Annotated in this window: 23 protein-coding genes; 11 read left to right on the forward strand and 12 right to left on the reverse strand. The window is 46.3% G+C overall.

The window, feature by feature from the left end:
• The 4 genes from ACFQ2O_RS08645 to ACFQ2O_RS08660 all read left to right on the forward strand — a co-directional run.
• Positions 1 to 282, forward strand: a 282-nt coding sequence (locus ACFQ2O_RS08645) for a hypothetical protein (RefSeq protein WP_377525778.1), incomplete at its 5' end; no start/stop codon positions are given.
• Positions 283 to 434: 152 nt separating this feature from the next.
• Positions 435 to 830 (forward strand): hypothetical protein, encoded by a 396-nt coding sequence (locus tag ACFQ2O_RS08650; RefSeq protein ID WP_377525781.1) that lies wholly within the window; start codon positions 435 to 437, stop codon positions 828 to 830.
• A 131-nt stretch (positions 831 to 961) separates the two neighbouring features.
• Complete coding sequence (locus ACFQ2O_RS08655; protein ID WP_377525784.1) at positions 962 to 1,339, forward strand: hypothetical protein; 378 nt, start codon at positions 962 to 964, stop codon at positions 1,337 to 1,339.
• Positions 1,340 to 1,402: 63 nt separating this feature from the next.
• The gene (locus ACFQ2O_RS08660) at positions 1,403 to 1,906 is read left to right on the forward strand and encodes a YkgJ family cysteine cluster protein (protein WP_377525787.1); all 504 of its coding nucleotides are present in this window, start codon (positions 1,403 to 1,405) and stop codon (positions 1,904 to 1,906) included.
• Between the two features lie 145 nt (positions 1,907 to 2,051).
• Here ACFQ2O_RS08660 and ACFQ2O_RS08665 read toward each other — a convergent pair whose 3' ends face one another.
• The 9 genes from ACFQ2O_RS08665 to ACFQ2O_RS08705 form a co-directional block, all read right to left on the reverse strand.
• Positions 2,052 to 2,687: a DUF4230 domain-containing protein gene (locus ACFQ2O_RS08665; protein WP_377525790.1), complete on the reverse strand. Its 636-nt coding sequence runs from the start codon at positions 2,685 to 2,687 to the stop codon at positions 2,052 to 2,054.
• A 60-nt stretch (positions 2,688 to 2,747) separates the two neighbouring features.
• Positions 2,748 to 3,647, reverse strand: coding sequence for a 1-aminocyclopropane-1-carboxylate deaminase/D-cysteine desulfhydrase (locus ACFQ2O_RS08670; RefSeq protein ID WP_377525793.1), 900 nt, complete (start codon positions 3,645 to 3,647; stop codon positions 2,748 to 2,750).
• 152 nt (positions 3,648 to 3,799) lie between these two features.
• On the reverse strand, positions 3,800 to 6,244 hold the full coding sequence (locus ACFQ2O_RS08675) for a YfhO family protein (RefSeq protein WP_377525796.1): 2,445 nt from the start codon (positions 6,242 to 6,244) through the stop codon (positions 3,800 to 3,802).
• A 43-nt stretch (positions 6,245 to 6,287) separates the two neighbouring features.
• Positions 6,288 to 6,566 carry a DUF4834 family protein gene (locus ACFQ2O_RS08680; protein ID WP_377525799.1) on the reverse strand — a complete coding sequence of 93 codons (279 nt, stop codon included), beginning with the start codon at positions 6,564 to 6,566 and terminating at the stop codon, positions 6,288 to 6,290.
• Between the two features lie 888 nt (positions 6,567 to 7,454).
• The gene (locus ACFQ2O_RS08685; protein WP_377525802.1) at positions 7,455 to 8,381 is read right to left on the reverse strand and encodes a hypothetical protein; all 927 of its coding nucleotides are present in this window, start codon (positions 8,379 to 8,381) and stop codon (positions 7,455 to 7,457) included.
• A gap of 262 nt (positions 8,382 to 8,643) precedes the next feature.
• On the reverse strand, positions 8,644 to 11,457 hold the full coding sequence (gene carB / locus ACFQ2O_RS08690) for a carbamoyl-phosphate synthase large subunit (protein WP_377525805.1): 2,814 nt from the start codon (positions 11,455 to 11,457) through the stop codon (positions 8,644 to 8,646).
• A 176-nt stretch (positions 11,458 to 11,633) separates the two neighbouring features.
• Positions 11,634 to 12,461 (reverse strand): carboxylesterase family protein, encoded by an 828-nt coding sequence (locus tag ACFQ2O_RS08695; protein ID WP_377525808.1) that lies wholly within the window; start codon positions 12,459 to 12,461, stop codon positions 11,634 to 11,636.
• Between the two features lie 82 nt (positions 12,462 to 12,543).
• Positions 12,544 to 13,395, reverse strand: a complete 852-nt coding sequence (locus ACFQ2O_RS08700; protein ID WP_377525811.1) for a helix-turn-helix domain-containing protein — start codon at positions 13,393 to 13,395, stop codon at positions 12,544 to 12,546.
• 75 nt (positions 13,396 to 13,470) lie between these two features.
• Positions 13,471 to 14,088, reverse strand: coding sequence for a CAP domain-containing protein (locus ACFQ2O_RS08705; RefSeq protein ID WP_377525814.1), 618 nt, complete (start codon positions 14,086 to 14,088; stop codon positions 13,471 to 13,473).
• Between the two features lie 72 nt (positions 14,089 to 14,160).
• Here ACFQ2O_RS08705 and ACFQ2O_RS08710 point away from each other — a divergent pair, with 72 nt between their 5' ends.
• The 6 genes from ACFQ2O_RS08710 (at position 14,161) to ACFQ2O_RS08735 (ending at position 19,166) form a co-directional block, all read left to right on the forward strand.
• A complete protein-coding gene (locus ACFQ2O_RS08710) occupies positions 14,161 to 14,379 on the forward strand; it encodes a hypothetical protein (protein WP_377525817.1) in 219 nt (72 codons plus the stop codon).
• Between the two features lie 230 nt (positions 14,380 to 14,609).
• The gene (locus ACFQ2O_RS08715) at positions 14,610 to 15,014 is read left to right on the forward strand and encodes a hypothetical protein (RefSeq protein ID WP_377525820.1); all 405 of its coding nucleotides are present in this window, start codon (positions 14,610 to 14,612) and stop codon (positions 15,012 to 15,014) included.
• A 280-nt stretch (positions 15,015 to 15,294) separates the two neighbouring features.
• The gene (locus ACFQ2O_RS08720; RefSeq protein ID WP_377525824.1) at positions 15,295 to 16,584 is read left to right on the forward strand and encodes a 1-acyl-sn-glycerol-3-phosphate acyltransferase; all 1,290 of its coding nucleotides are present in this window, start codon (positions 15,295 to 15,297) and stop codon (positions 16,582 to 16,584) included.
• Between the two features lie 176 nt (positions 16,585 to 16,760).
• Positions 16,761 to 17,228, forward strand: a complete 468-nt coding sequence (locus ACFQ2O_RS08725; RefSeq protein ID WP_377525827.1) for a hypothetical protein — start codon at positions 16,761 to 16,763, stop codon at positions 17,226 to 17,228.
• Positions 17,229 to 17,312: 84 nt separating this feature from the next.
• Entirely contained in the window at positions 17,313 to 18,833 is a 1,521-nt protein-coding gene (locus tag ACFQ2O_RS08730; RefSeq protein WP_377525830.1) for a hypothetical protein, read from the forward strand.
• A gap of 84 nt (positions 18,834 to 18,917) precedes the next feature.
• Entirely contained in the window at positions 18,918 to 19,166 is a 249-nt protein-coding gene (locus tag ACFQ2O_RS08735) for a hypothetical protein (RefSeq protein WP_377525834.1), read from the forward strand.
• A 77-nt stretch (positions 19,167 to 19,243) separates the two neighbouring features.
• Here the strand turns inward: ACFQ2O_RS08735 and ACFQ2O_RS08740 are convergent, their stop codons facing one another.
• Positions 19,244 to 19,690 (reverse strand): hypothetical protein, encoded by a 447-nt coding sequence (locus ACFQ2O_RS08740; protein WP_377525837.1) that lies wholly within the window; start codon positions 19,688 to 19,690, stop codon positions 19,244 to 19,246.
• A gap of 71 nt (positions 19,691 to 19,761) precedes the next feature.
• Positions 19,762 to 20,850, reverse strand: coding sequence for a DUF3616 domain-containing protein (locus tag ACFQ2O_RS08745; protein WP_377525840.1), 1,089 nt, complete (start codon positions 20,848 to 20,850; stop codon positions 19,762 to 19,764).
• A gap of 81 nt (positions 20,851 to 20,931) precedes the next feature.
• On the opposite strand from ACFQ2O_RS08745, the gene msrA reads away from it, so the two are divergent.
• Positions 20,932 to 21,432: a peptide-methionine (S)-S-oxide reductase MsrA gene (msrA, locus tag ACFQ2O_RS08750; RefSeq protein ID WP_377525842.1), complete on the forward strand. Its 501-nt coding sequence runs from the start codon at positions 20,932 to 20,934 to the stop codon at positions 21,430 to 21,432.
• A 63-nt stretch (positions 21,433 to 21,495) separates the two neighbouring features.
• On the opposite strand, the gene ACFQ2O_RS08755 is transcribed toward msrA, so the two are convergent.
• Positions 21,496 to 22,032, reverse strand: a 537-nt coding sequence (locus ACFQ2O_RS08755) for a hypothetical protein (RefSeq protein WP_377525846.1), incomplete at its 5' end; no start/stop codon positions are given.

Consider the following 22,032-nt stretch of genomic DNA (forward strand, 5'->3'; position numbering starts at 1 on the left):
GATTATGGTGGAGTTTCAGAATTTCCAGATCAGGTTAGATTAGACACCTTGTATGGAAGGTATTTTGTAGACAAGAATATTATCAATTTCCATGGGCCAATTGATACTCTATACAAGGGTAATAAAGGGATTGAGACAAAAGTTTTTATCAATAACTGGAGAATCAATATCTTGGACTCAAAAACGCTCCGGACAGAACCCATTGACAATTACTACGCACCAGAACAACCTGCATTTATAACCGGAGTAAGTTCTTACTTATTTAAACCTCTCAAACAATGATACTTCCCCTTGTTGTATCGACGCATTTAACAAAAACCTACACATGAGATAAAATGCACGCACCACAACAAAACCTAAACACCAGCATCGGCCGATGGCCTCGCCCGTCGTTTAGCTAAGACGTTGTACAATACCAGCACGTTGTACAATATTTGAAGACATTACTCTACATATCACTTTTAACTTGTCTCGGATTTAGATTCGCAGATAAAGATTGTGGTTTAGGTAACGGTAAATACAAAGTAGTTTATGACGAGCAATTCTCTGACTCCCCAAAGTTCGAATTTGTGGTTAAGGGAAAAACCTTGACACAAATAAATTCAAGCCAAAAAGAAGTATATCTAATCAAGAAGCTATCAGAAAAAAGCTTTCAACTAATACCAACCCAAAAGCGAGCTGATACTTTAACGGAACTTCAAAAGGCACTGATTTCACACGGACAGCCTTATTACGAATTAAAAAACTGCAAAAAAGATACAGTTGAGTTTATCATGAGAGTTAACTTACATGTAATCTCTCATTCGGGGAAATTTGTAAAAATAGAGTAGATTGGGCTAAAAGGAGAAAAATGTTTTACAACATGCTCGTGCAGCAAGACTTGCTGCACGAGCATGTTAGCCAACAGAAAAGTCTTCTTCAACTGTACAGACCTACTTTTACATTCTCCATAAAACAAACCATGTCAGCTAAAGCAGATTTCAACAACTGGTTGGATAGAATAAATAAAACAGAAACAGTTGATGATAGAATAATTGCCTTAAATTTCGGATTATTTGAAGCTGAAAACGGCTATACCCTATATTTAACAGGTTCTGAATGCTTTGATGAAGAAGATGACACCTGGGCTACAAACATTGATTTTGAGCCTAAAGAAAAATACTTTGTATTAAGCTCTTCTTTGGTAAAGGGAAAAGAATGGCAGGAGGTTTTAACTGTCTCCAAAGAACTGGTGACAGAATACCTAAACGCTGTAAACCTCAGCAATACCATCTTCAAGCATGTAAAAGCCATCACCATAGGCTTTGATGATGGCAATTTAATAAGAATCAAACCGTAAGTGCCACTTGATAGGTGCCGTTTTAACTAGCACACTCAAAGCGGTGTTAAAAGCCAATTAATTATGAATGACATAACAAATGTTTGTTTGTCTTGTGGATCCTGTTGTGACGGCACCTTGATTGGATTCGTACAGCTTGAGCGTGAAGAACTGCCTGTGCTAACAGAACTAATGGACATTGAGAATGCAGATGGTGAAGGTTTTTTTCTTCAACCGTGTAACAACTATTGTAATGGCTGCACTATTTATGACAGTAGACCAAAACAATGCGCTAAATTCCTGTGCGGACTTTTAACATCCCTTGAGCGGAAGGAAGTAGACTTAAATTCGGCTCTTGAAATAGTCAAAGTGGTTAAACAAAAAAGGATCGCTATAGAAGAAAAGTTAGCGCTACTCCAGGTTGAACTACAATCTCCATCTTTTCACTTTAAAATGGTAGAGTTGAAAAAGCTGCTTCAGAAAAACGAGTTGGAAGCAACTTTAACACATGACCAGATAGATTTACTAGCAGACATAGAGCAGCTTGATAGTCTGTTGTTAGATAAATTCGGTGTCTCGCTACTCTAAAAAAGTGAAGGAAAGCTTATGTGCAGGAATTTGAAGGTTAAAGTCTGGTTTTCAAAAAACACTTCTGTTGTGCCTCAATCATACTTCCACGAACTACTCAAGCATAGCAACAGTACTCGCATAAACCTTCATACCCAACACCCTTTTACCGCTTAGCCGGCACCTCAGGATTTTTAATGCGCCGCTGCTGCACCAGCACTACGCGCCTGCCCGTAACCTCTTCTAGTATGGGTCTCAGTACCTTTTCAGCGTTTACCTGTGTCTGCTTTAGGATACCTGAATTCAAGGCGGCTCTCTTTACGTTATTCTCTGCGTACCGGAAGGCTTCTTCTACAAGCGCTGCATCCTGAAAATAGGTATTCTCTTTGCTAAAGACTTTTGACTTGCTGTGGTCTACTTTATAGTAGCAGATTTCTGGTTCCGGTAGCGCTACCTGCACCAGCGTATCGCCCTGAAACTGAATATCAGCCTGGGTGATTTTGGCAAAGTCTACACAGCCCACCGCCTCTCCTGAAACAATAAGCGCAATTTTAGAGTCCGGTACCCACCGCGATACGTTCTTCTGATACTCCACTACATCCTTAAAATTATAGCGCACCAGTTCCATCCGGCCAAGGTCTTCTACAGAGGTCAACACAGTGTTGTAATTCACTACCACCTCCGGCTCTTTCTTCTCATCTGTTTTGGTAAAAAAATCACCGAACGACCGCCACAGAAAAACACCGAGCGCAATAAGTATAATCCAGGGAATGAGCTTAAGTATAAAACGAAACAGGGGCATGTAAGCAGGATTTGGTTTAGGTACAGATACGGAGTTGCAAATATTATGCTACAAAATTAGCTATACCTGCAGGCCCAGCCGCTGCTCGAAACCAGCATTACCCTGCAAGCCCCCTGTATGCACCGCCACAATGATGCTACCTGCCGGAAAGTAGCCTTGCTTTAGCAAATCAAAGATGCCGTACATCATTTTGCCGGTGTAGATCGGTTCCAGTTGTATGTTGTGCTGCTGCTTAAACTGGTTCATAAATGCCAGCAGGTCCGGCTTTACCTTAGCATAGCCTCCGAAATGATAAACCGTTATGAGGTGCCAGTTGTGATAATTTTGCCCATTGTAATCCTGCACCAGCTCCGCAACCTCCTGTCGCAGGAAATCACCGCCTTTTAATGCCGGAAAGCCTAGTATGGCTTTTTCTCCGGCCAGGCCTGCCACTATTCCGGCCAATGTGCCGCCAGTACCCATAGCGCAGCAGATGTGGCTGTAGTCTATAGTTATGTCGTCTACTATTTCGGTACAGCCCTTTACCGCCAGCAGGTTCGTGCCACCTTCAGGCAACATATATACCTTACCGTACTGCTGCTGCACCTCTTTCAGAAAACCAGGCTCATCTTTCAACCTATACTTCTCGCGGCTGATGTAGTGCAACTGCATACCGCAGGAGGTGGCAAATGCTAGTGTAGGGTTAAGCGGCAGGTGTTCTTCGCCTCGTATGATGCCAATCGTTCGAAAGCCATATGCCTTACCTGCCGCCGCCGTAGCCGCTATATGGTTAGAATATGCGCCTCCAAAGGTGAGCAAAGTATGGTGCCCCTGTTGCTTTGCTGCTTTCAGGTTATATTTCAGCTTCCGCCATTTGTTCCCTGATATATGCGGGTGCAACAGGTCTTCGCGCTTTACCCATAGCGCCACACCCTGCTCCTTTAGCAGGTCATCCTCCAGCTTCTGTAAGGGTGCTTCCATTATACTTCAAAAAGAAGCCCCAGCTATTGCTGAGGCTTTGTTTATACTTTTTAAACTTGCTTGAGTAGTAAATTTACCCTTAGTGTCTCAAAGGAGAAAAACTAAGAGAATTTCAATCTGCAAGACTCAGAACTCGTGACTCAGCACTCCTACTATACTTTCTCCACAATCGGCATTTCCTTTGGCTGTTTCTTTACGCCGTAATAAACCGCTCCAATTATCACCAATAGCAGTAAGATAGAGGAGATAAGAGATATCGTATTGCCTAAAGTATAAGACTGAGGTGCAAATTTAAACTCAATTGTATGTTTGCCAGCTGGCACTTGCATGGCACGCAGCACATAGTTTGCACGGATGTGGTCTACCGGCTCACCATCCAGGTACGCTTGCCAGCCGTCAGCATAGTAAATTTCAGAGAATACAGCCAGCCCTTCCTGTGCCGCCTGGTATTCATACTTCAAATAATTCGGCTCATATTCTACCAGCTTAATATTTGCATTCTCTAAACCGAAGTAGTTCTGCTGCTTGATAGGGAATTTCTTTACATCTATCACAGCCGTTGTGCCTGCATCAAACATTGTCAGCGCGTTGATTTCCTCATCAGCCGACTGTACTGGCTTCACCTCTTTCACAAACCAGGCATTGCCAAGCGGGTCTGGCACACGCTGCACTGGCTGCTGAGGATTACCTGTGATGGCATACTTGGTATTGAGCATGCGTAGCACCTCCAAGTTATTGCGTGAGATGTGGCGGTCGATCAGGTCCTGGTAGCGGCGCAGTTTTGCCCCGTGGTAACCACCTACTGATTTATGGTAATAAGAAGTGCGGGCATCATTAAACGGATTCGGCAAGTTAATTACACGATAACTTAAGTCCTTATCCTGAAGTATCAGCTGATCTACCTGCGTAGGCTGGAAGTAATTTTCCACTACCTGCCGCTGAAAATCACCGTTGTTCAGGTAGCGCTTGTCCACTGCCCAAAGGTCTACCAGTATCAGCACCCCTACACCAGCTATAGCTGCCATAGCAGATACCTTGTTTTTAACATAGAAGTATAGTAAGCCTGCAGCCAACACGATAAAGATTAGCGAGCGGAAAGCATCCGAGCGCATCATGCTTTCACGGTCGGCACGGATGGCATCGATCGGGAACTGCGCCTGAATAAGCTGCTGGTCCGTATCAGACGTGAAGCCGAACGTACCGGCAAACAACCAAACTAGCGCACAGATACCGGCGGTAATACCTCCGGAAATCAGAAGCTTTTTGTCAAGATCCTTGATCAGGCCCCGCTCATTTATCAACTTCCAAAGCGCCAGCAAAGCTAGGAACGGTATGGTGATTTGCGCAATTACCAGTGCCGAGGATACTGCTCTGAACTTGTTATACAGTGGGAAGTAATCAAACATAAAGTAGTTGAACGCCTCAAAGTTCTTGCCCCAGGCCAGCACGATAGATAGTATGGTACCTGCCACCAACCAGCTTGTCCAGCGGCGGTCTACTATAAATAAGCCGAGCACAAAAAGGAAGCAAACTATGGCACCTACGTAAACAGGTCCGCTCGTCATAGGCTGCGGCCCCCAGTACATTGGCAGCCCCTGGTTCACAATCTGCTCGGCCTGTGCCGGCTGTGCTCCCATGTTCAGGAAGGCGTTGTATGTTTCAGAGTCTTTGCCAACAGGTGCAGAGCTGCTACCGCCATAAAAATCAGGGATAAGCAAGGTGATGGTTTCGCCCACGCCGTAGCTCCAGTTAAAAGCGTACTCTCTATCCAAACCACTACCTATATTGTCGCCACTGTTTGGCTGTGTTAACTCTGATTTGCCTCGGATGCTGTGCTCCGTGTATTCAGCTGTAGTATAAAGTCGTCCGAAATTTACGCCTACTGCCAAAATGGCCGCTACTAGTAATACAACGCCTCGCTTTAGGAGTTCAGCTATAGTACCGTGTTTAATCGCATAAATAATCTCAACCACGCCAAAGATCAATACCAGCAACAGCATGTAGTAGGTCATCTGCAGGTGGTTGAAGTGCAGGTTCATGGTGAGGGCAACGGCAAAGAGCGCCGCTCCTATCCAAAGGTTTTTGCGCAGCGCATAAATCAGGCCAGCCAGTACCATCGGTATATAGGCAATGGTAAGCGACTTGGTGTTGTGCCCTGCCTCCAGTATAATCAGGTTATAGGATGTAAACGAGAAAGCTACTGCGCCTACTATAGCTAGCCAGGAGCTCATGCCCATCGCCACCAAAAGTATGTAAGCACAAACTAAGGTGATGAAGATATTACCTGCCAGTGCCGGAAGGTTGAAGGTCAGAACTTTATGAATATAGCCGGACCAGTCGCCAGGGAAGTGTGTTTGAATAAGGTAGGCAGGCATTCCTCCGAACATGGAGTTAGTCCAAAGTGCTTCCTCGCCTGTTTTTTCACGGTAATCCTGTATTTCTTTGGCACCACCCTTAAACTGCAGAATATCATGCTGCGCCAGGGCTTTGTCTTCAAATAAAACCGGCGAGAAATACACCGCCGTCAGGACCATAAAAACTACTAGCGCTAAAATGTGCGGGAGCACATCACGCTTAAAATCGAAGGATGTTGTCATATCTTTCAAAAACCTCATAAATAGAGGTTGAAAGATAGTGGTTTTATTTTACTTCTTCATAATCTACATACTCTCCTCCATCGAAGCCTTTGCGGTTTGGCTGCTCCGGAATGTAGTCAATTTTAACCTTGCCTTCTGCCTTTCTGTTTTGTCCGTCCTGGTAAGTTTGCTGCTCCTGCCGCTGATTCATGTTCGTATAAAAGAAAGAGCCATTGCGCATTTTCTTCTTGATAAACATACCCAATAGCCATCTCAACAGCGTAGGCGCTACCAAACGGATAAAGAAAATAATAAGTAAAGTAGTGAATATGAATTTGATCATGATGCTGTTCTATGTTTCGGTAATGTATACTGCAAAAACAGTACCTATACTTATTTACAACTCCTTTGCCAGCCTTTTGTTACCTGACGTTTTGGCTGAATGCTGCAAAGATAAGGAGTATAGTTTTTAAATGCAGGTTTGAAGAAGCTAGTTCCAGCGGGATAATGGGAGATGTTTCTGTTAGGCTTGGATGCTGTTCCAGCTAATCTTTCTGAGGGCGCCGCTGGCGCAAGTCTTCAAATATGTGTTCTACCATGATGTCGCGTTTGTAACTCCGCTGGCTTGAAAATCCATACTTACAGCTGCTTATACTTTCATAACCTCCTCCCGCTGGCGCTAGCTTGTAGCTAGTGCTTACTATGGTGTAGAGCTTCCAGCTCTACTGGCTTGGAAAGCCATACTTACAGCTGATGTTTGAAGCAGCTTTTCTAATTGTAGCTTATACTTCCATCGCTCCTGATTGCCGCATCTTCAAACAATTTTACCTTCCCACCCGCTGGCGCTAGCTTGCAGCTAGTGCCTATTATGGTGTAGAGCTTCCAGCTCTACTGGCTCGTAGAGCCAAGCCTGTAGTAGCAATGGTTATACTTGTATAGCCTTTGATTTCTACATCTTCAGCCAAGCTATACTTTCTGACTACCGTCTATTCTCCAGCTCCTCTTAAAGCAACAGCCTTTGCTGCGTCTCCGTTTCTGCTCACGCAGAAAGCAAGTTGAAAACTTGCACCATGCCCCGTCACAAGTTACGCTCCGCTAAACTTGCGACATAGCTAAACCAGGAACTGAAACCTTACAATAAGCAGCAAAATCCAACTTTATTACTGTGTTCGACAGGACAAAGAGCTTTGAGGTAACGCTGGTGAGGGTAAGGCAAAATTTATGATCTTCCTTACCGCCTCCCTTTGCCGAAGCTGGCCTGCACACCAATAGAAGGTATAAATGTTAAGCCGGAGTAGCTGTAGCTGGTATTATTCAGAAGCTTATAATCGCCATAGTCCTGGTAGTAGATGGTGAGGGCTGGTAAAATATAGATATACTTAAACCCGAGCTTTGCATTCACGAAGAAGCCGTAAGAGCCGAAGCTGTTTTTCTCCTTAAGCGGGTTCACTTCTTCAATAGCTTTCCCTTGCTTTTTGAATAGCCTGCCAGGGTCGAAACCATACTCAATGTTAGTGTGGTTATATACTGCCCCAAAAGCTATACTTCCGTTCTGCTCCTCTACCCCAAAAGATTTACTGAAGATGATCGGGATCGTATAGTCACGGCGCTTGGCAGTGAATTGAAGCACAGGTTGTAGCTTATCCAGGAACAGATTGTCTATCCAGTCAGAACTTTGGCCAGCGTACTGTAAGCCCACGCTGCCGTACCACGCTCCGGCGGCGGCCCCTACACCCGGATTTTCCGGCGTACCTGTAGGCCCTAGAAACTGGTACTGCGCATCAAACACATGCACACCAGAGGCATATTTATATCCTACATCTACACGCGGTGCCACACCATAGCGCAGGTAAAAATCAAAGGTGGGCCCAACGGGGTCTAAGGCATACGCCAGTAGCGCCCTGGTAGCTGTCTCTACTTCATCAAAGTATACGGAGTCTTTCTTAGCGATAGCGTTTACTGCAGATTTAGCGACATCATCTAGCTGGCCAATAGGCTCTGTAGCAATGTTACCGCCAAAGTTTACTCCTGCCTTAAACTTACCGGGTGCGGTCACTTTCCCGGAATTGATGACAGCACGTGGGGCAGTGCAACTTGCCACTAAACCTAACAGCACGAAAAAGCACACTTGGTGCACCAAAGCCACAGAAATACGCATAAGTTCAGATGTTTAATATGGAGATTCAACAGCATAACGGCTTCTAAGGTTAGAGCCCTACCACTACGCTGACAGGTAGCAGTACCTTGCCTGGCTGCTATTTGTTGCCCTTTGCAAATCTAAAAAATTAACCCGCTCTTTTACAACTGCCTTCTTAAATAGCAAAGCTGTTACCATGAACCATTAGGGCACAGCGGCAGGTATAAATCAAAAAAGCCCCTCTTACGCAGAGGGGCTTTTTTGATTTATAAAGTAGGTAATGCTATTTACTCATGTACATGTTGCGTTCAGAGTATACTTTGGTAAAGTAGTCGTCCTGCAGGTCATCAATAAAGTAAATGGCCTCACCGGTAGACTTCATCTCAGGGCCAAGCTCCTTATTCACTTCAGGGAACTTGTTGTAAGAGAACACCGGCACCTTAATAGCATACCCATGCTTGTAAGGGTTGAACTCAAAATCCTTCACCTTTTTCTCACCCAGCATGATCTTAGTAGCATAATTGATGTAAGGCTCACGGTAAGCTTTGGCAATGAACGGGAACGTACGCGATGCACGCGGATTTGCTTCGATAATATATACTATCTCATTTTTGATGGCAAACTGAATGTTGATAACACCTACTGTCTGCAGCGCTACTGCAATCTTTTTGGTGTATTCCTCAATCTGGTTCATCACGTTCTCGCTCAGGTCAAACGGAGGCAATACGGCATATGAGTCGCCGGAGTGGATACCAGCTGGCTCTATGTGCTCCATGATACCGCAGATGTATACATCTTTGCCATCGCAGATAGCATCAGCCTCGGCTTCGATGGCATTATCCAGGAAGTGGTCGAGCAGCACCTTGTTACCCGGGTGATCCTTTAGGAGGTCAATTACGTGAGCTTCCAGTTCTTTCTCATTAATCACGATTTTCATGTTCTGACCACCGAGCACGTAGCTAGGGCGCACCAAAAGCGGGAATTTTAGCTCTTTACAAAGCTCTAGGGCTTCCTCAGCCGACTCGATAACAGCAAATGGTGGGTATGGGATGCTCAGGTCGCGAAGCAGCGAAGAGAAGGAGCCACGATCCTCAGCCAAGTCAAGCGCCTGGTAGCTGGTACCGAAAATCTTGATGCCGTAGCGCTCCAGTTTTTCCGCCAGCTTAAGAGCCGTTTGTCCACCTAGCTGCACAATTACGCCTTCCGGCTTCTCATGCAGGATAATGTCATAAATATGCTCCCAGAAAACAGGCTCAAAGTATAACTTATCTGAAATATCAAAGTCTGTACTTACTGTTTCCGGGTTACAGTTGATCATGATGGTTTCGTAGCCGCACTCTCTGGCTGCCAATACCCCATGCACGCAGCTGTAGTCAAACTCAATGCCTTGCCCGATGCGGTTCGGGCCAGAGCCTAATACCACTACTTTCTTCTTATCGGTTACAAGGCTCTCGTTCTCTCCTTCAAATGTGCTATAGTAATAAGGTGTGTTTGCCTCAAACTCAGCAGCGCAGGTGTCAACCATTTTAAACACACGCTTAATACCATAACTGGTACGTGTCTGGTGCACTTCACTTTCTTTGCAACGCAGCAGATGCGCAATCTGGCGGTCGGCATAGCCTTTCACCTTCGCCTCGCGCAGCAGGTCAGCCGGAATGGTAGCCAGGGTATACTTCTCGATTTCCTTCTCCATCATATCCAGCTCCTCTATCTGAGCCAGGAACCACGGATCAATTTTAGTGATTTTCTGGATGGTGCTGGTCGGGATACCGATGCGCATAGCATCTTTGATGCTGAACAGGCGGTTCCAGCTTGCGTTAGTAAGGCTGTCGATTAACTCGTCGTAACTGGTTTTCTCTTTGCCATCAGCGCCAATACCATTGCGCTTGATCTCTAAACTCTGGCAGGCCTTCTGCAGGGCCTCCTGGAAAGTGCGGCCGATACCCATTACCTCACCCACAGATTTCATCTGCAGGCCAAGCTTGCGGTCTACACCCGGAAATTTATCAAAGTTCCAGCGTGGTATCTTCACGATCACGTAGTCCAGCGCAGGCTCAAAGTATGCTGATGTTGTTTTGGTGATGGCGTTTTTCAGCTCATCCAGGTTATAGCCAATCGCCAGCTTCGCGGCAATCTTAGCAATAGGGTAACCTGTGGCTTTAGAGGCCAGTGCTGACGAGCGCGAAACCCGCGGGTTGATCTCGATGGCAATGATGGTATCATCGTCTGGATTTACAGAGAACTGCACGTTACAGCCTCCTGCAAACTGTCCGATGCCATTCATCATTTTGATAGCCAGGTCGCGCATTTGCTGGTATACTGTGTCTGGCAGTGTCATGGCCGGGGCAACCGTGATAGAGTCTCCGGTATGAATACCCATTGGGTCGAAGTTCTCAATAGAGCAGATGATGATGATATTGCCCACATTATCGCGCAGCAGCTCCAACTCATACTCTTTCCAGCCCATAATGCTTTGCTCTACCAGCACTTCGTGCGTTGGCGAAGCGTGCAGGCCACGGGTAAGGGCAGCGTCGAATTCTTCAGGGGTATTCACAAAACCGCCGCCTGTACCACCTAGCGTAAACGAAGGGCGAATTACCAGCGGAAAGCCAATTTCCTGTGCTATCTCTTTTCCTTCCAAGAAAGACGTAGCGGTTTCGCCTTTGCAGACATTCACGCCAAGTTCAATCATCTTCAGTCGGAACTGCTCCCGGTCTTCTGTTGTCTCGATAGCCTTGATATCCACGCCAATGATGCGCACGCCATACTTCTGCCACACGCCTGCCTTGTCGCAGTCTATAGCTAAGTTCAGCGCTGTCTGCCCACCCATGGTAGGCAGCACGGCATCTATCTTGTGCTTTTCTAAAATCTCAATAATATATTTCTTCTCCAGGGGCTTCAGGTATACATGGTCTGCCGTCACAGGGTCAGTCATGATGGTAGCTGGGTTGGAGTTGATTAATATTACTTCTATTCCCTCCTCTCTAAGCGAGCGGGCGGCCTGGGAGCCAGAATAGTCGAATTCGCAAGCCTGGCCGATAACTATAGGACCAGAACCAATAATAAGAACGGATTTAATCGAGGTGTCTCTAGGCATTGGGTTGGTATGTATAAATTGCCCAAAGTTAGCGCTAAATGTTTGGGGGTACAAGAAAAAAAACGCTAACCTCAGTTTATTTAAACTTCACACCAGCTCAAGCATGATGCTTAGGAGTACCTTTTAAGGAATAAACGGCCGTTAATTTACCTCCTTCAGTACATAAAAGCACCTTTTCAGTTGCTCTGGTTTAGAAATCTCCTCAGCACTCGGCGCATAATTTCTTCCCCATTATCCCGGTAAATAAAGCCATGCCCACCAGAATCCAGTACTTCGAAATGCCAGGCTGGGGCTTCGGCTTTATGTGCATCATAAATCGCTTTGACAGAATCATAGGGATAGACCTTGTCATCTCTGGCATGAAGGGAATACAGCGGCTTTTCACCAGAAAGATTTGAAAAGTTTATCGTTCCGGTTTTGAGTTCAGGATAGGCGCTAAAAGTATAAAAGCCCGCAAAATGCTCTGGAGCATGGCTGATAAACCAAAAGGTGTCTGTGCCACCATTCGACATGCCGCCCAAGTATACTTGCTGCGCATCAATATTATATACCTGCTTGGTATGCTGAAGCATGGAAAGTATGTTTTCGAAGGCTTTCTGCTGCCCTACCCAACCAAAGTCTTTTTTACCGAAAGGGAACAGAACAATGGCGTTATACTTGTCTGCCACCGTGAAAATGGGTTCTTCCGCAAACTCAGGATCTTTATACTCAAAGTTCTTTAGGTTTACTACTCCCCCATGCAGGTACACGAGCAGCGGGTAAGATTTGCGGGGGTTATACGACTTAGGCACATGCACCAGGTAAGGCACGTTTACAGTATCTGCCTGTGCAAAGTATAATGCATATCCGCTGTTGGCAGGCTTATACTTTGCACGGCTGCTGCTTGCCTTCAGTGCATTGCTATAAATAGTCCTAAGCCATTCTTTGCTTTTGAGAGTCTCGGGTAACTCCTGCCCCGATACCACCTGGCTCAACAGGGAAAGCGCCAGTATAAGGTTTGTCAATTTGATGTGGGTTTGTTTTTATAGCTTAAGTCTGAAGCAAAGCTATGAAAGGCCGCTAGTACAAAATTGTACGATTGAGACATTACAATTCTCTCTTTTCAAAATCCAGGCACCAGAAAGTATCTTTCTGCCCCAGGTTTGTACCTGTATGCAACAGATTTTTTGGGCTATAGCCGGTCCATTTGCGGCATTGCTTGTTCCAGTGCGATTGGTCAGTATGACGGGTGGCATGAGCTAATGCTGTAAGCGTCTGCTTGTCCTCGGGGTTTGTAGCCAACTGCAACACCTGCCTAAACCGTGCAATCTGGCGGTATACTTCTGGCGAGCAAGCAAAATGCTGCTGAAACAGGCGATACATGTGCCTACGGCTGATGCCATGCTGCTCAGCTACTAAGTGCAAAGACAGTGGCGCGTCTAAGTTAATAACCGCAGCGTGCAGTGACTCCAGCAGGCACTGAGGCTTTGGGTTAAGTAAGGAAAGGAAAAAGTCATCAAGAAGGTTTACAAGTTGAACCGGATCAGCAACCGAAAACACTCTTGCCTGCAGTGCATCCAAAGCACCGCAGAACGGGTCTACAGCCGCCACAAAATTTGGTGCTAATAGGCCAACAGGCTGCTCAGTAAAAGCTGAAAGACCTAGGGGTTTAAATACTATAGCGACTTTATTCAATGGGCCGGAATGATGGACCCAGAGTGGCGCCTTCCTAATCACAGTTAGCAGGGCTAGGGGCTTACCTGAAGCGCTATACTGCACATGAGACCCTGCTTCATCAAAGTAGAACCCTGCTCTGCTAAATAAAGACAACGAGTTGTTGAGGTGTGGAAAGCACTGGTAACGCAGCTGCGTGTCTTTATCATCGTAGCGTTGAATGTAGTAATAATCAATGTATGGCTCTAATGTAGGAGCCAGCGGGCAAAAGCTGGTAAAATCCATACTAGTAAAGGATAAGGCTAAACAAGCTAAGCATTTTATAATGCAAAACCAACTGTCTCACTGTGTGAGCCTCGTCTAAAGCTTCTCCACCTTGGGTGCTATTATAATGCTGCAATAGTATTTATACTTGGAGTTTGGGTTATAGGCAATGCCAATGCCTATGTGCGTGGCAGGGTCAGATTCTTTGTTAAGACTGAGCAGGTGCTTGCGGTGGCCTAAATTTGGTACGCCCTGGTCTTCTATCAACTGCCGGATAAAAACCAGCGGGCTTTCTGTGTTAGCTGCAATAGACTCTACATTGTTGGCACGGGGGTCTTTAGAAAAGTACTCCGGAAGCGGGTAGTTTGCCTGCCACAGGTAATAATTCATGCCCTTGCCTTTCTTATCAACGTGGCCAAAGTAGTTGTTTCTGGCCATATCCCCGGCTTTTTGCTGTGCCAGTTTTGCCAGGTTATCATCCCAAACAAAGGGTTGGCGAGGAGGTATGTTGGCAATAGCAGGCAATTTATACTTTTGAGCGTACTGCTTCGGGTCTTGCCGAACGCTATTCAGCTCCTCAAAGCTCACCTTTGCGGCCTCCTTTAAATCGTAATTGGGCTGCTGAACCAGTGGCAACAAAAAGGTTAACCACAGCAGCATGTACTTCATCAACACCATATTGCATTCTTCTTCCTGCCCTATAACGCGGAGCACCAGTATAAATTGAGTAGAGGCAAACAATCCTGCTCAAACGCGTAAACTATACTATAACTAAACTTTACAACTATGGCACCGAAAGCAGACGATATCATCACAAACTCAGACGAGGGCAAGCGCTTACCAGATAGCAACCCCGAACCACTTACCGGAACAAAAAAGAAAGAGGTGGACATACTGGAGACTGGTTTTGAAGGCAAAGAAGAAGGCGGAAACGCTGCAGCCAGAAACGAAGAAGACACTCGCAAGCTAGACGGCAGCAACGCAAATACGCTGCGCACAAAATAATTTTCTTGCTTACGCAAAAGGCCCATCTGGTTGCATAATACAACCAGATGGGCCTTTTGCTGCTCTAACAGCAGCTGTATACAGCAAATTTCCTATTCTACTTATACTACTATCACTTGCCTCACTAGCCTATATGTATCTTATATAGAGGCTCGGAGCCTTAAAAGCTTGTTTTATAACGACAAATTAAGTAAATTATTATGTGCTAACTGATTAACAAACAAGTTTCTATGGTTTTATTTGAAGCGTCCTACCTGCATCTAGCGTATTATGCAGCACATGATGTGCTTATAAGCCAGTGGTACGGGCGCTGCACCAGCTCAGAGTATCGAGATGCCTTAGAACGCTTTATGCATTATGTAGTTTCGATGAACATACAGTATGCCATTTCGGATCGGCGCCTGCTACCTCCGCTTTCAGACGAAGATGCCCAATGGACAACCGAGGTCTTCTTAGAAGGCTTTCGGAAGCTACCGCTGAAGCGGTTCGCTATCATCAAATCTTTTAGCTCTTCTGCCGGAAAACAACTACACAATTCTATATGCAATAAGTATAGGCCGCTTTCTTTTGAGGCAAAATCATTCAATGATTTAACCTCTGCCTATGATTGGCTAACCACACCAGAACATGTATAACGCCAGTACCACGCAATCGCGTTTTCTATTGCATCTCACTTAGCTCAATCAGTTCGCTCTGCCAAACAACCGCTCTCACGCCTACGCCCATTTCCTGCATCTACAACAATCGGTTTCGCTACTTATAGTACTGCAGCTATAGCATAAATCAGTATCTTGCTTTGTAAATATTTAAAGCTAAAGCCCCGAAGCCACTATGCTGTATGCCATACTTAAACTGATCTACCGCATGGGGCTAAGGGTGTTTTTCAGAAGGATTGAAGTCTGAAACCGCAACCTGATGCCCAAGCAGGGGCCGCTATTAGTGGTAAGCAACCACCCTAACACGTTTATGGACCCTGTTGTAACGGCATCGTTGCTACAACAGCAGGTATATTTTATAGCCAAAAGCACAGTGTTTGGGAGTGGCTTTCAAAACTGGGTGCTACGCCAGATGCACCTCATACCTATACAACGGCGCGAGGATAACCCTCAGCAGGAAGTAAACAACGCAGAAGCCTTTGCTGCTAGTTTTAAAGCCTTACAAGAAGACAAAACACTGCTCATCTTCCCGGAAGGTAACAGCTTTAACCAACGCCGCTTGCGCAAGATAAAAACTGGGGCTGCACGTATAGCACTAGGCGCTGAGGCCGAACACAACTTTAGCCTAGGTATCAAAATACTGCCCGTTGGACTGAATTACTCCGCCCCTACACGCTTTCGCAGCGATGTGTTTGTAAATGTGGGGGAACCGATTGAGGTCGCTGATTATGCAGCGGCTTACCAGCAGGACGGCTCATCTGCGGTGCAGGCACTCACAGAAACAATGCGGCAGCGGCTAGAGTCTCTTATCATACATACCCCTACGGATGAAGAAGATGAGCTGGCGCGCCAGATAGAAGCTGTTTATAAAGAAGAACTATCTGCCACCATACCCGCTACCGCCCCCGCTTATGCACACGACTTTCTGCTGACCCGGGAGATCATTAAAAGTATAAACTATTTCAGCCGAGTTTCCCCGGAACGGGTATCAAGCTTAAAGCAAAAGATAAGTGCTTACCAGCTAGAACTAACACGCTTGCGCCTGCATGATGCAGTAGTGGGCAAGGGCAGCCCAGCTGTGTTCTGGCAAAGTATAATAGGTGCGCTACTGCTGGCGCTAGGGCTTCCAGTATTCCTGTTCGGACTGCTTCACAACTATGTACCTTACTTAATACCTTCTAAAGTGGCACGAGCTGCTACAGACGAAGAAGAATGGTATGCGCCGGTGATGTTAACTGTGGGGATGTTCGCCTTTCCTATCTTTTATGCACTTGAGACATGGCTTGTTTTTGAATGGCTGGGGCTAACTGGCTCAAGTATACTTGCTTACTTGGTGGCGCTGCCTTTTAGTGGATTTTTTGCACTTGGCTACTGGGGCATGTTACAAAAAACGCAGGCACACTGGGTGCTGCTAAGGCTTTTCGTTAAACGCAAGGATACCCTAGCAAAGCTGCGCCTGCAAAGGGCCTGCATTATTCAGGAGTTAGAGCAGGCAAAACAAGAATACCTGCAGCATGCAAAACATTTGCATGTTAGCAGAGAGCAATAAACTTTCAAGCACACAATACGAAGTTGCAGGCGCATGAAAGTAGCACTTATAGGAGCTATATAGTAGTTAAAGATATTTAAAGCCTGAAAGAATAGTACTTATAAGGTCGCCTTTTTTTCAGAAGGCTCGTAGAACTGCTAAAGTTAAAATACTTTAACAAAAAAATATTGAATGCTATGAAAAAGAACTTTGTAACGTTTTGCGCCGCAACATTTGCTGTAGCCGCGCTTACATTTGGTTGCTCTACCTCCGATACAACAACTGACGCAGAAGGTGGAATGGACACAACAGAAGGCTACGATAACAGTGGCTACGACACAGGCACGACTACCACGGGTACGACTACTACGGGAACAACCACTGGTATGACAACAGGAACTACCACTGGCACAACATCTGGAACTACTTCTGGCACAACAACCGGAATGACTACCGGCACTACAACTGGTACCACAAGCGGAACAACTTCTGGTACAACCACTGGTATGACTACCGGAACAACTACTGGCACTACTACCGGAACAACTACTGGCACTACTACCGGAACAACTACTGGCACTACAACCGGAACAACTACTGGTACTACTACCGGTACTACAACCGGTACTACTACAGGCACAACAACCGGAACAACTACTATGTAGTAATAAACCGGGTGAATCTAATATGCAGAAGGGCAAATACCAATTGGTGCTTGCCTTTCTGTTTTTAAGAAAGAGAGGCCTCTGATGAAATACCTGGAACTGTACCTGCGAAAAGTATTTACCGTAGACTTACGCGCCTTAGCCGTTATGCGGATCTGGTTGGCAGGCATCATACTTACAGACCTGGCCATTCGGGCATCAGACATGGAGGCGCATTATTCCAACATGGGTGTATTGCCGCTGCATGTGCTGCACCAACACCTATGGCTCCCTCATTTCTTCTCGCTCCATACACTAAGTGGCTTGTGGCAGGTTCAGCTGATACTTTTTGTACTGGCTGCCCTGTTTGCGCTTTTTATGCTGCTAGGATATAAGACACGCATTTCTACCGTTGCTTCTTGGCTCCTGCTACTTTCCCTCCAAAACAGGAATCCTTTGATTGAGCAGGGAGGTGATGATCTGTTGCGCATGCTCTTGTTCTGGGGCATGTTCCTGCCTTGGGGAAGGTTCTATTCTGTTGATGCTGCCCAAGTAAAACAAACGGCTATCGCCGCACCGAAAACCAGCTACTTTAGCGTAGCAACAGCAGCCTATATTCTGCAAATAGGGCTCGTATACTTTTCTACAGCTCTGCTAAAAAACTCACCGGAATGGACCACCGAAGGCACTGCTTTATACTATGCACTTAGCCTCGACCAAATTCTGATGCCCGGCGGTCGGCTAATTTACCCTTACCCTGAACTGCTGCGCGTACTTACGCATATCTCCTATTATACAGAACTGCTTTTGCCATTTCTGTTGCTGATACCCTTTTATAACAACTTCTTTAGGCTGGTGGTGGTCGGGGTGCTGACGAGCTTTCACATTGGTATTAGCCTTACCTTGTTTGTAGGTTTGTTTTACCTGATCAACATTGCTTCTGTTACTGGCCTGTTGCCACCTCCCGCTATGGATTGGATTGACAGGAAACTTTTTAGTTCTTTCCACAAGACCAGGTTTGGGCCGTTTAAGCGCATCCTACAGCACTTCAGGAAACTGGCCTTTTTCACTGTACATATTCGTATCCACCGCCCGCTTATACCTAACTATCTGCTGGTGCAGCTCCGTAACGGCTTTGTGGCTGTTGCGCTGTTTTACTGCATCTGGTGGAACCTTAGCGGCACTACGTTGCCCACTCCGAAAATACCTGATGATAGCCGCTGGCTTGGCTATACGCTTCGGCTAGATCAGCACTGGGGCATGTTTGCGCCTACTGTTTTCAAGGATGATGGCTGGTACATATATGAGGGTAGCACAGCAAAAGGACTGGCTATTGACCTGAACCAGCAAGGCAAAGAAGTAGACACTATCAAACCGGCTTCAGTAATGTCGCTGTTTAAAAACGACCGCTGGCGCAAGTACTCTGAAAACTATCTGTTTGTGCACAACGCCTATATGCGCCCCTACTACTGCAATTACCTGATGCGGCGCTGGAATGAAGCCCACCCTCAACAGCAGATAAAAAAGCTGGAGGTAATATACATGCTGGAGCCATCTCTGCCGGATTATCAGGTAGCCACTCCTAAACGGGAAGTACTTTGCAGCTGTGCCAACCAGCCAGAATAAAAAGTATTCCGGCTATACCCTCATCAACATACAGCTGAAATCCGTACATACTACTAAAACAGGTTAACTTAAATACGAAACACTATGAAAAGAACATATGCATTTTTACTTGCCTCAGCCATGCTCATGAGCACGGGACTCTACAGCTGTACTGCTGATAATACTACAGGCGTAGAAACAGACGGAACATCTAATAACGGCGCAGGAGGCACATCTACAACAGCTGCCCCTGGTGACATGAGCCCGCTGGATACAGCTAGAAACTCTGGCTCAGGCACTATGAACGACACCACAAACAACAGTGCCACTACTACTCCGTTAGGAAACCAATAGTACATTTAAACGACAAAAGCAGAAGGGGCAGGTACTTTAAAGTACCTGCCCCTTCTGCTTTTGTGGATGACTTAGCTTTAGTCTCTTTCGTTGCTAATGGCATAGCCTATTGCAGCTGCTACTAAGCCCCCTAAGAGGTAATAACCTACCGTCATAGCCTGTGTTTTAGTGGTTCTGTTGCTTGGCTCCTCGCCCAGCCCTAATGGCCCTGGCAGCAAAACAGCCCCTGCTCCGGCAGTGGCACCAAGTATAGCACCGCGCCACCAGGCATCTTTCCCCGTACCGGCCAGGCTGTAGTATAGCGAGTTAGATAGCACATCACCAGCCAGTGCCATGGTGTGCAGCTCGTCTTTATCCTGAGGGGGTTCTGCATCAGCCTTGCGCATTAATTTGGAAATAGAACGCATGCCTAATACATCCATGCGTGGTGCATCAGGCACAAAACGCCGCATCGATTCGTGTACAAGCGTAAGCACACAGGCTCCTGCCAGGCCACCTGCCATTGATTTTATCACATTGTTCATAGTTGAAGTTTTAGGTTTTGCCTTTGGCTGGCTTTTACCTGTATAGCTTTTTACGCCCTATAAGGTTACAGTTACTTTACCACCTGCAGCACATCGGCCTCTACACCGTCTTCGCCTACCAAGCGTGCAACGGCAGGGCTATCGAAAACTACCAGCACACGCTTATCATCCAACACAGCGAGTCCTTCGGCTTTATCTTTGCCGGTGTTTTCGCCGCTACCATGAGGCACTTCGCACAGCCGCTCCAATTCATTGTTATGCACCAGTTGCTCTTCCTGTTTGTTTACTGCCTTGGGCCAGCGGTAAATGGCTATCACACCATCTAAATCCATGGTAGGGCCGGCTAATAAGTAAATATCATCACCCAAAACGCGCAGCTCCCTTATGCCTTTCCCTCTCAGGTTCAGAAAGTGCTTACGGTACGGCCTATCGGCTGTTAGCTGCTTCAGGTGTAGCATTCCTTCCTCATCTTCTTCCGGCTCTACCTCCAGCACCATTGCCCAACCTCGCACTACCGGGCCACGCAGACCTATAAATATGCGCTTTCCATGTATGGCTAAGCCTTCTATATCAAAGCCGTTGTCTTTGCCCGGGATGTTCATGAAAGGAGCAATGTGTGGGTCCTTCTCCAGCACTTCGGTAAGCATGCTGCTATTTGTATTACCGCGCAACTGTGCCGCACGCAAGGTATGGTCAGGCTTATCTGGGTCAGGGGCCTCTTTATGTAAAGTATAATCTCCTGTAGCCTCATCTTTCAGGATGGGGATGCGTGCAAGCAGGTAGCGGTTCGGGTCGTTTTTAACTTTAGCCAGGCGTTTAATCTGTTTCGCAATTGTATCATGCCGCTTTGGTTTACAGCGCTTGAGGCTATGGGAGCCAATGAGCCAGAGGTAATGATCAGCCATACCCATGCCCTCGATATCTATCTCGCTGTTATCCTGGTCGGGCAGGTCCAGAAACTGGTTCAGATCAAAGGACTTGTGCGCTGCAAAAGCCCCATCAGGCTGTAGCGTCAGCCGCTCAATAGAAGTGCGCTCATCGCAGCTAAGCCACAGGTTATCGCCGCTATGGAAAGCGGTAGAAAGCCCGTTACGCACATGTTTTCCTTCGGCTCCACGACCCAGTGCAGGATCGAAATGAAGTATAACCTTATCTTTCATTCTGCTGTTTTAGTATGTATCGAATTATTACGTACTGTTACTGATTAGGTAAGGCAACACGTGCAACTTAAACTTAAAACGATGGAATCTGATAGAAAAATACTCAAAACAGAGAAAGCGACTTTTGGAGGCGGATGTTTCTGGGGCGTGGAGGTAGCACTTCGTAACGTTAACGGCGTTATAGACACCACTGTAGGTTATATGGGTGGCCATGTGCCTGACCCAACCTATCAGGATGTATGCTCTGGCAGCACAGGCCATGCAGAGGTAGTGCAATTAGTGTATGATCCGGCTCAAGTGAGCTTTGACCAACTGTTACAGGCTTTTTGGAGAGCCCATGACCCAACACAGCTTAACCGCCAGGGGCCGGATGTAGGCTCGCAATACCGCTCCGTGGTTTTCTTCCACTCTGATGAGCAGCGCGTTATAGCTGAAACAACTAAAGAAAACTGGCAGCAGTCGCCGGAGTTCAGCAGCCGTGAGATTGTAACTAAAATTTCTCCCGCCGACGTGTTTTATCCCGCTGAAGAATACCACCAGCAGTACCTGATAAAGCGGGGCATGGCTAGCTGCCGGGTATAAACTTTAAAACAAAAAAGCCGGACCTAAAGCCCGGCTTTCTATAACATCAGTTGTTACGCTCGTTTATTTTACGCGCGCATTAGTGCTTGCTGAGCTTGAGCCGCTGTTGCTACTTGCACTCGGCGAACCTGAATTCTGCTGCTGTTGCTTGTTCAGGTCTTTCATTTTTTGCTGAGCAGTAGAGGCTGCTGAGCTTATCTGATTCTTTACCTTACTTTTGTTTTTGTTATTGATAGCCAACCATCCAGCACCTAAAGCCAGCAACGACCCTCCAACAACCTTTTGGGTAGTAGTAAGACCATTCACTTTGTTTGCTGCTGTACTGCCAAACTGCATAAGCTTATCCTGAATATCCTTCATTCCGCCTTTGCCTGAAGTAGCCTGCTGGTTACTGCGGCCCTGCATGTTCTGGCTGCTGCTGTTGTTTGATGTAGCGTTGTTAGCAGATGGCGAAGAAGTAGCAGAGGATGAACTGTTGCTACGGTTTGTATTATTGTTGCCACTACTGTTCTGACTTGAGCCTTGAGGCGTTAAGTTAGAATTAGATTGCGCTTTTGATGTTTGTGGTGCCTGGTTGTTATTCTTATTATTTTCCATGAG

The sequence above is a fragment of the Pontibacter rugosus genome (assembly GCF_042678745.1).
In the GTDB taxonomy this organism is placed as follows: domain Bacteria; phylum Bacteroidota; class Bacteroidia; order Cytophagales; family Hymenobacteraceae; genus Pontibacter; species Pontibacter rugosus.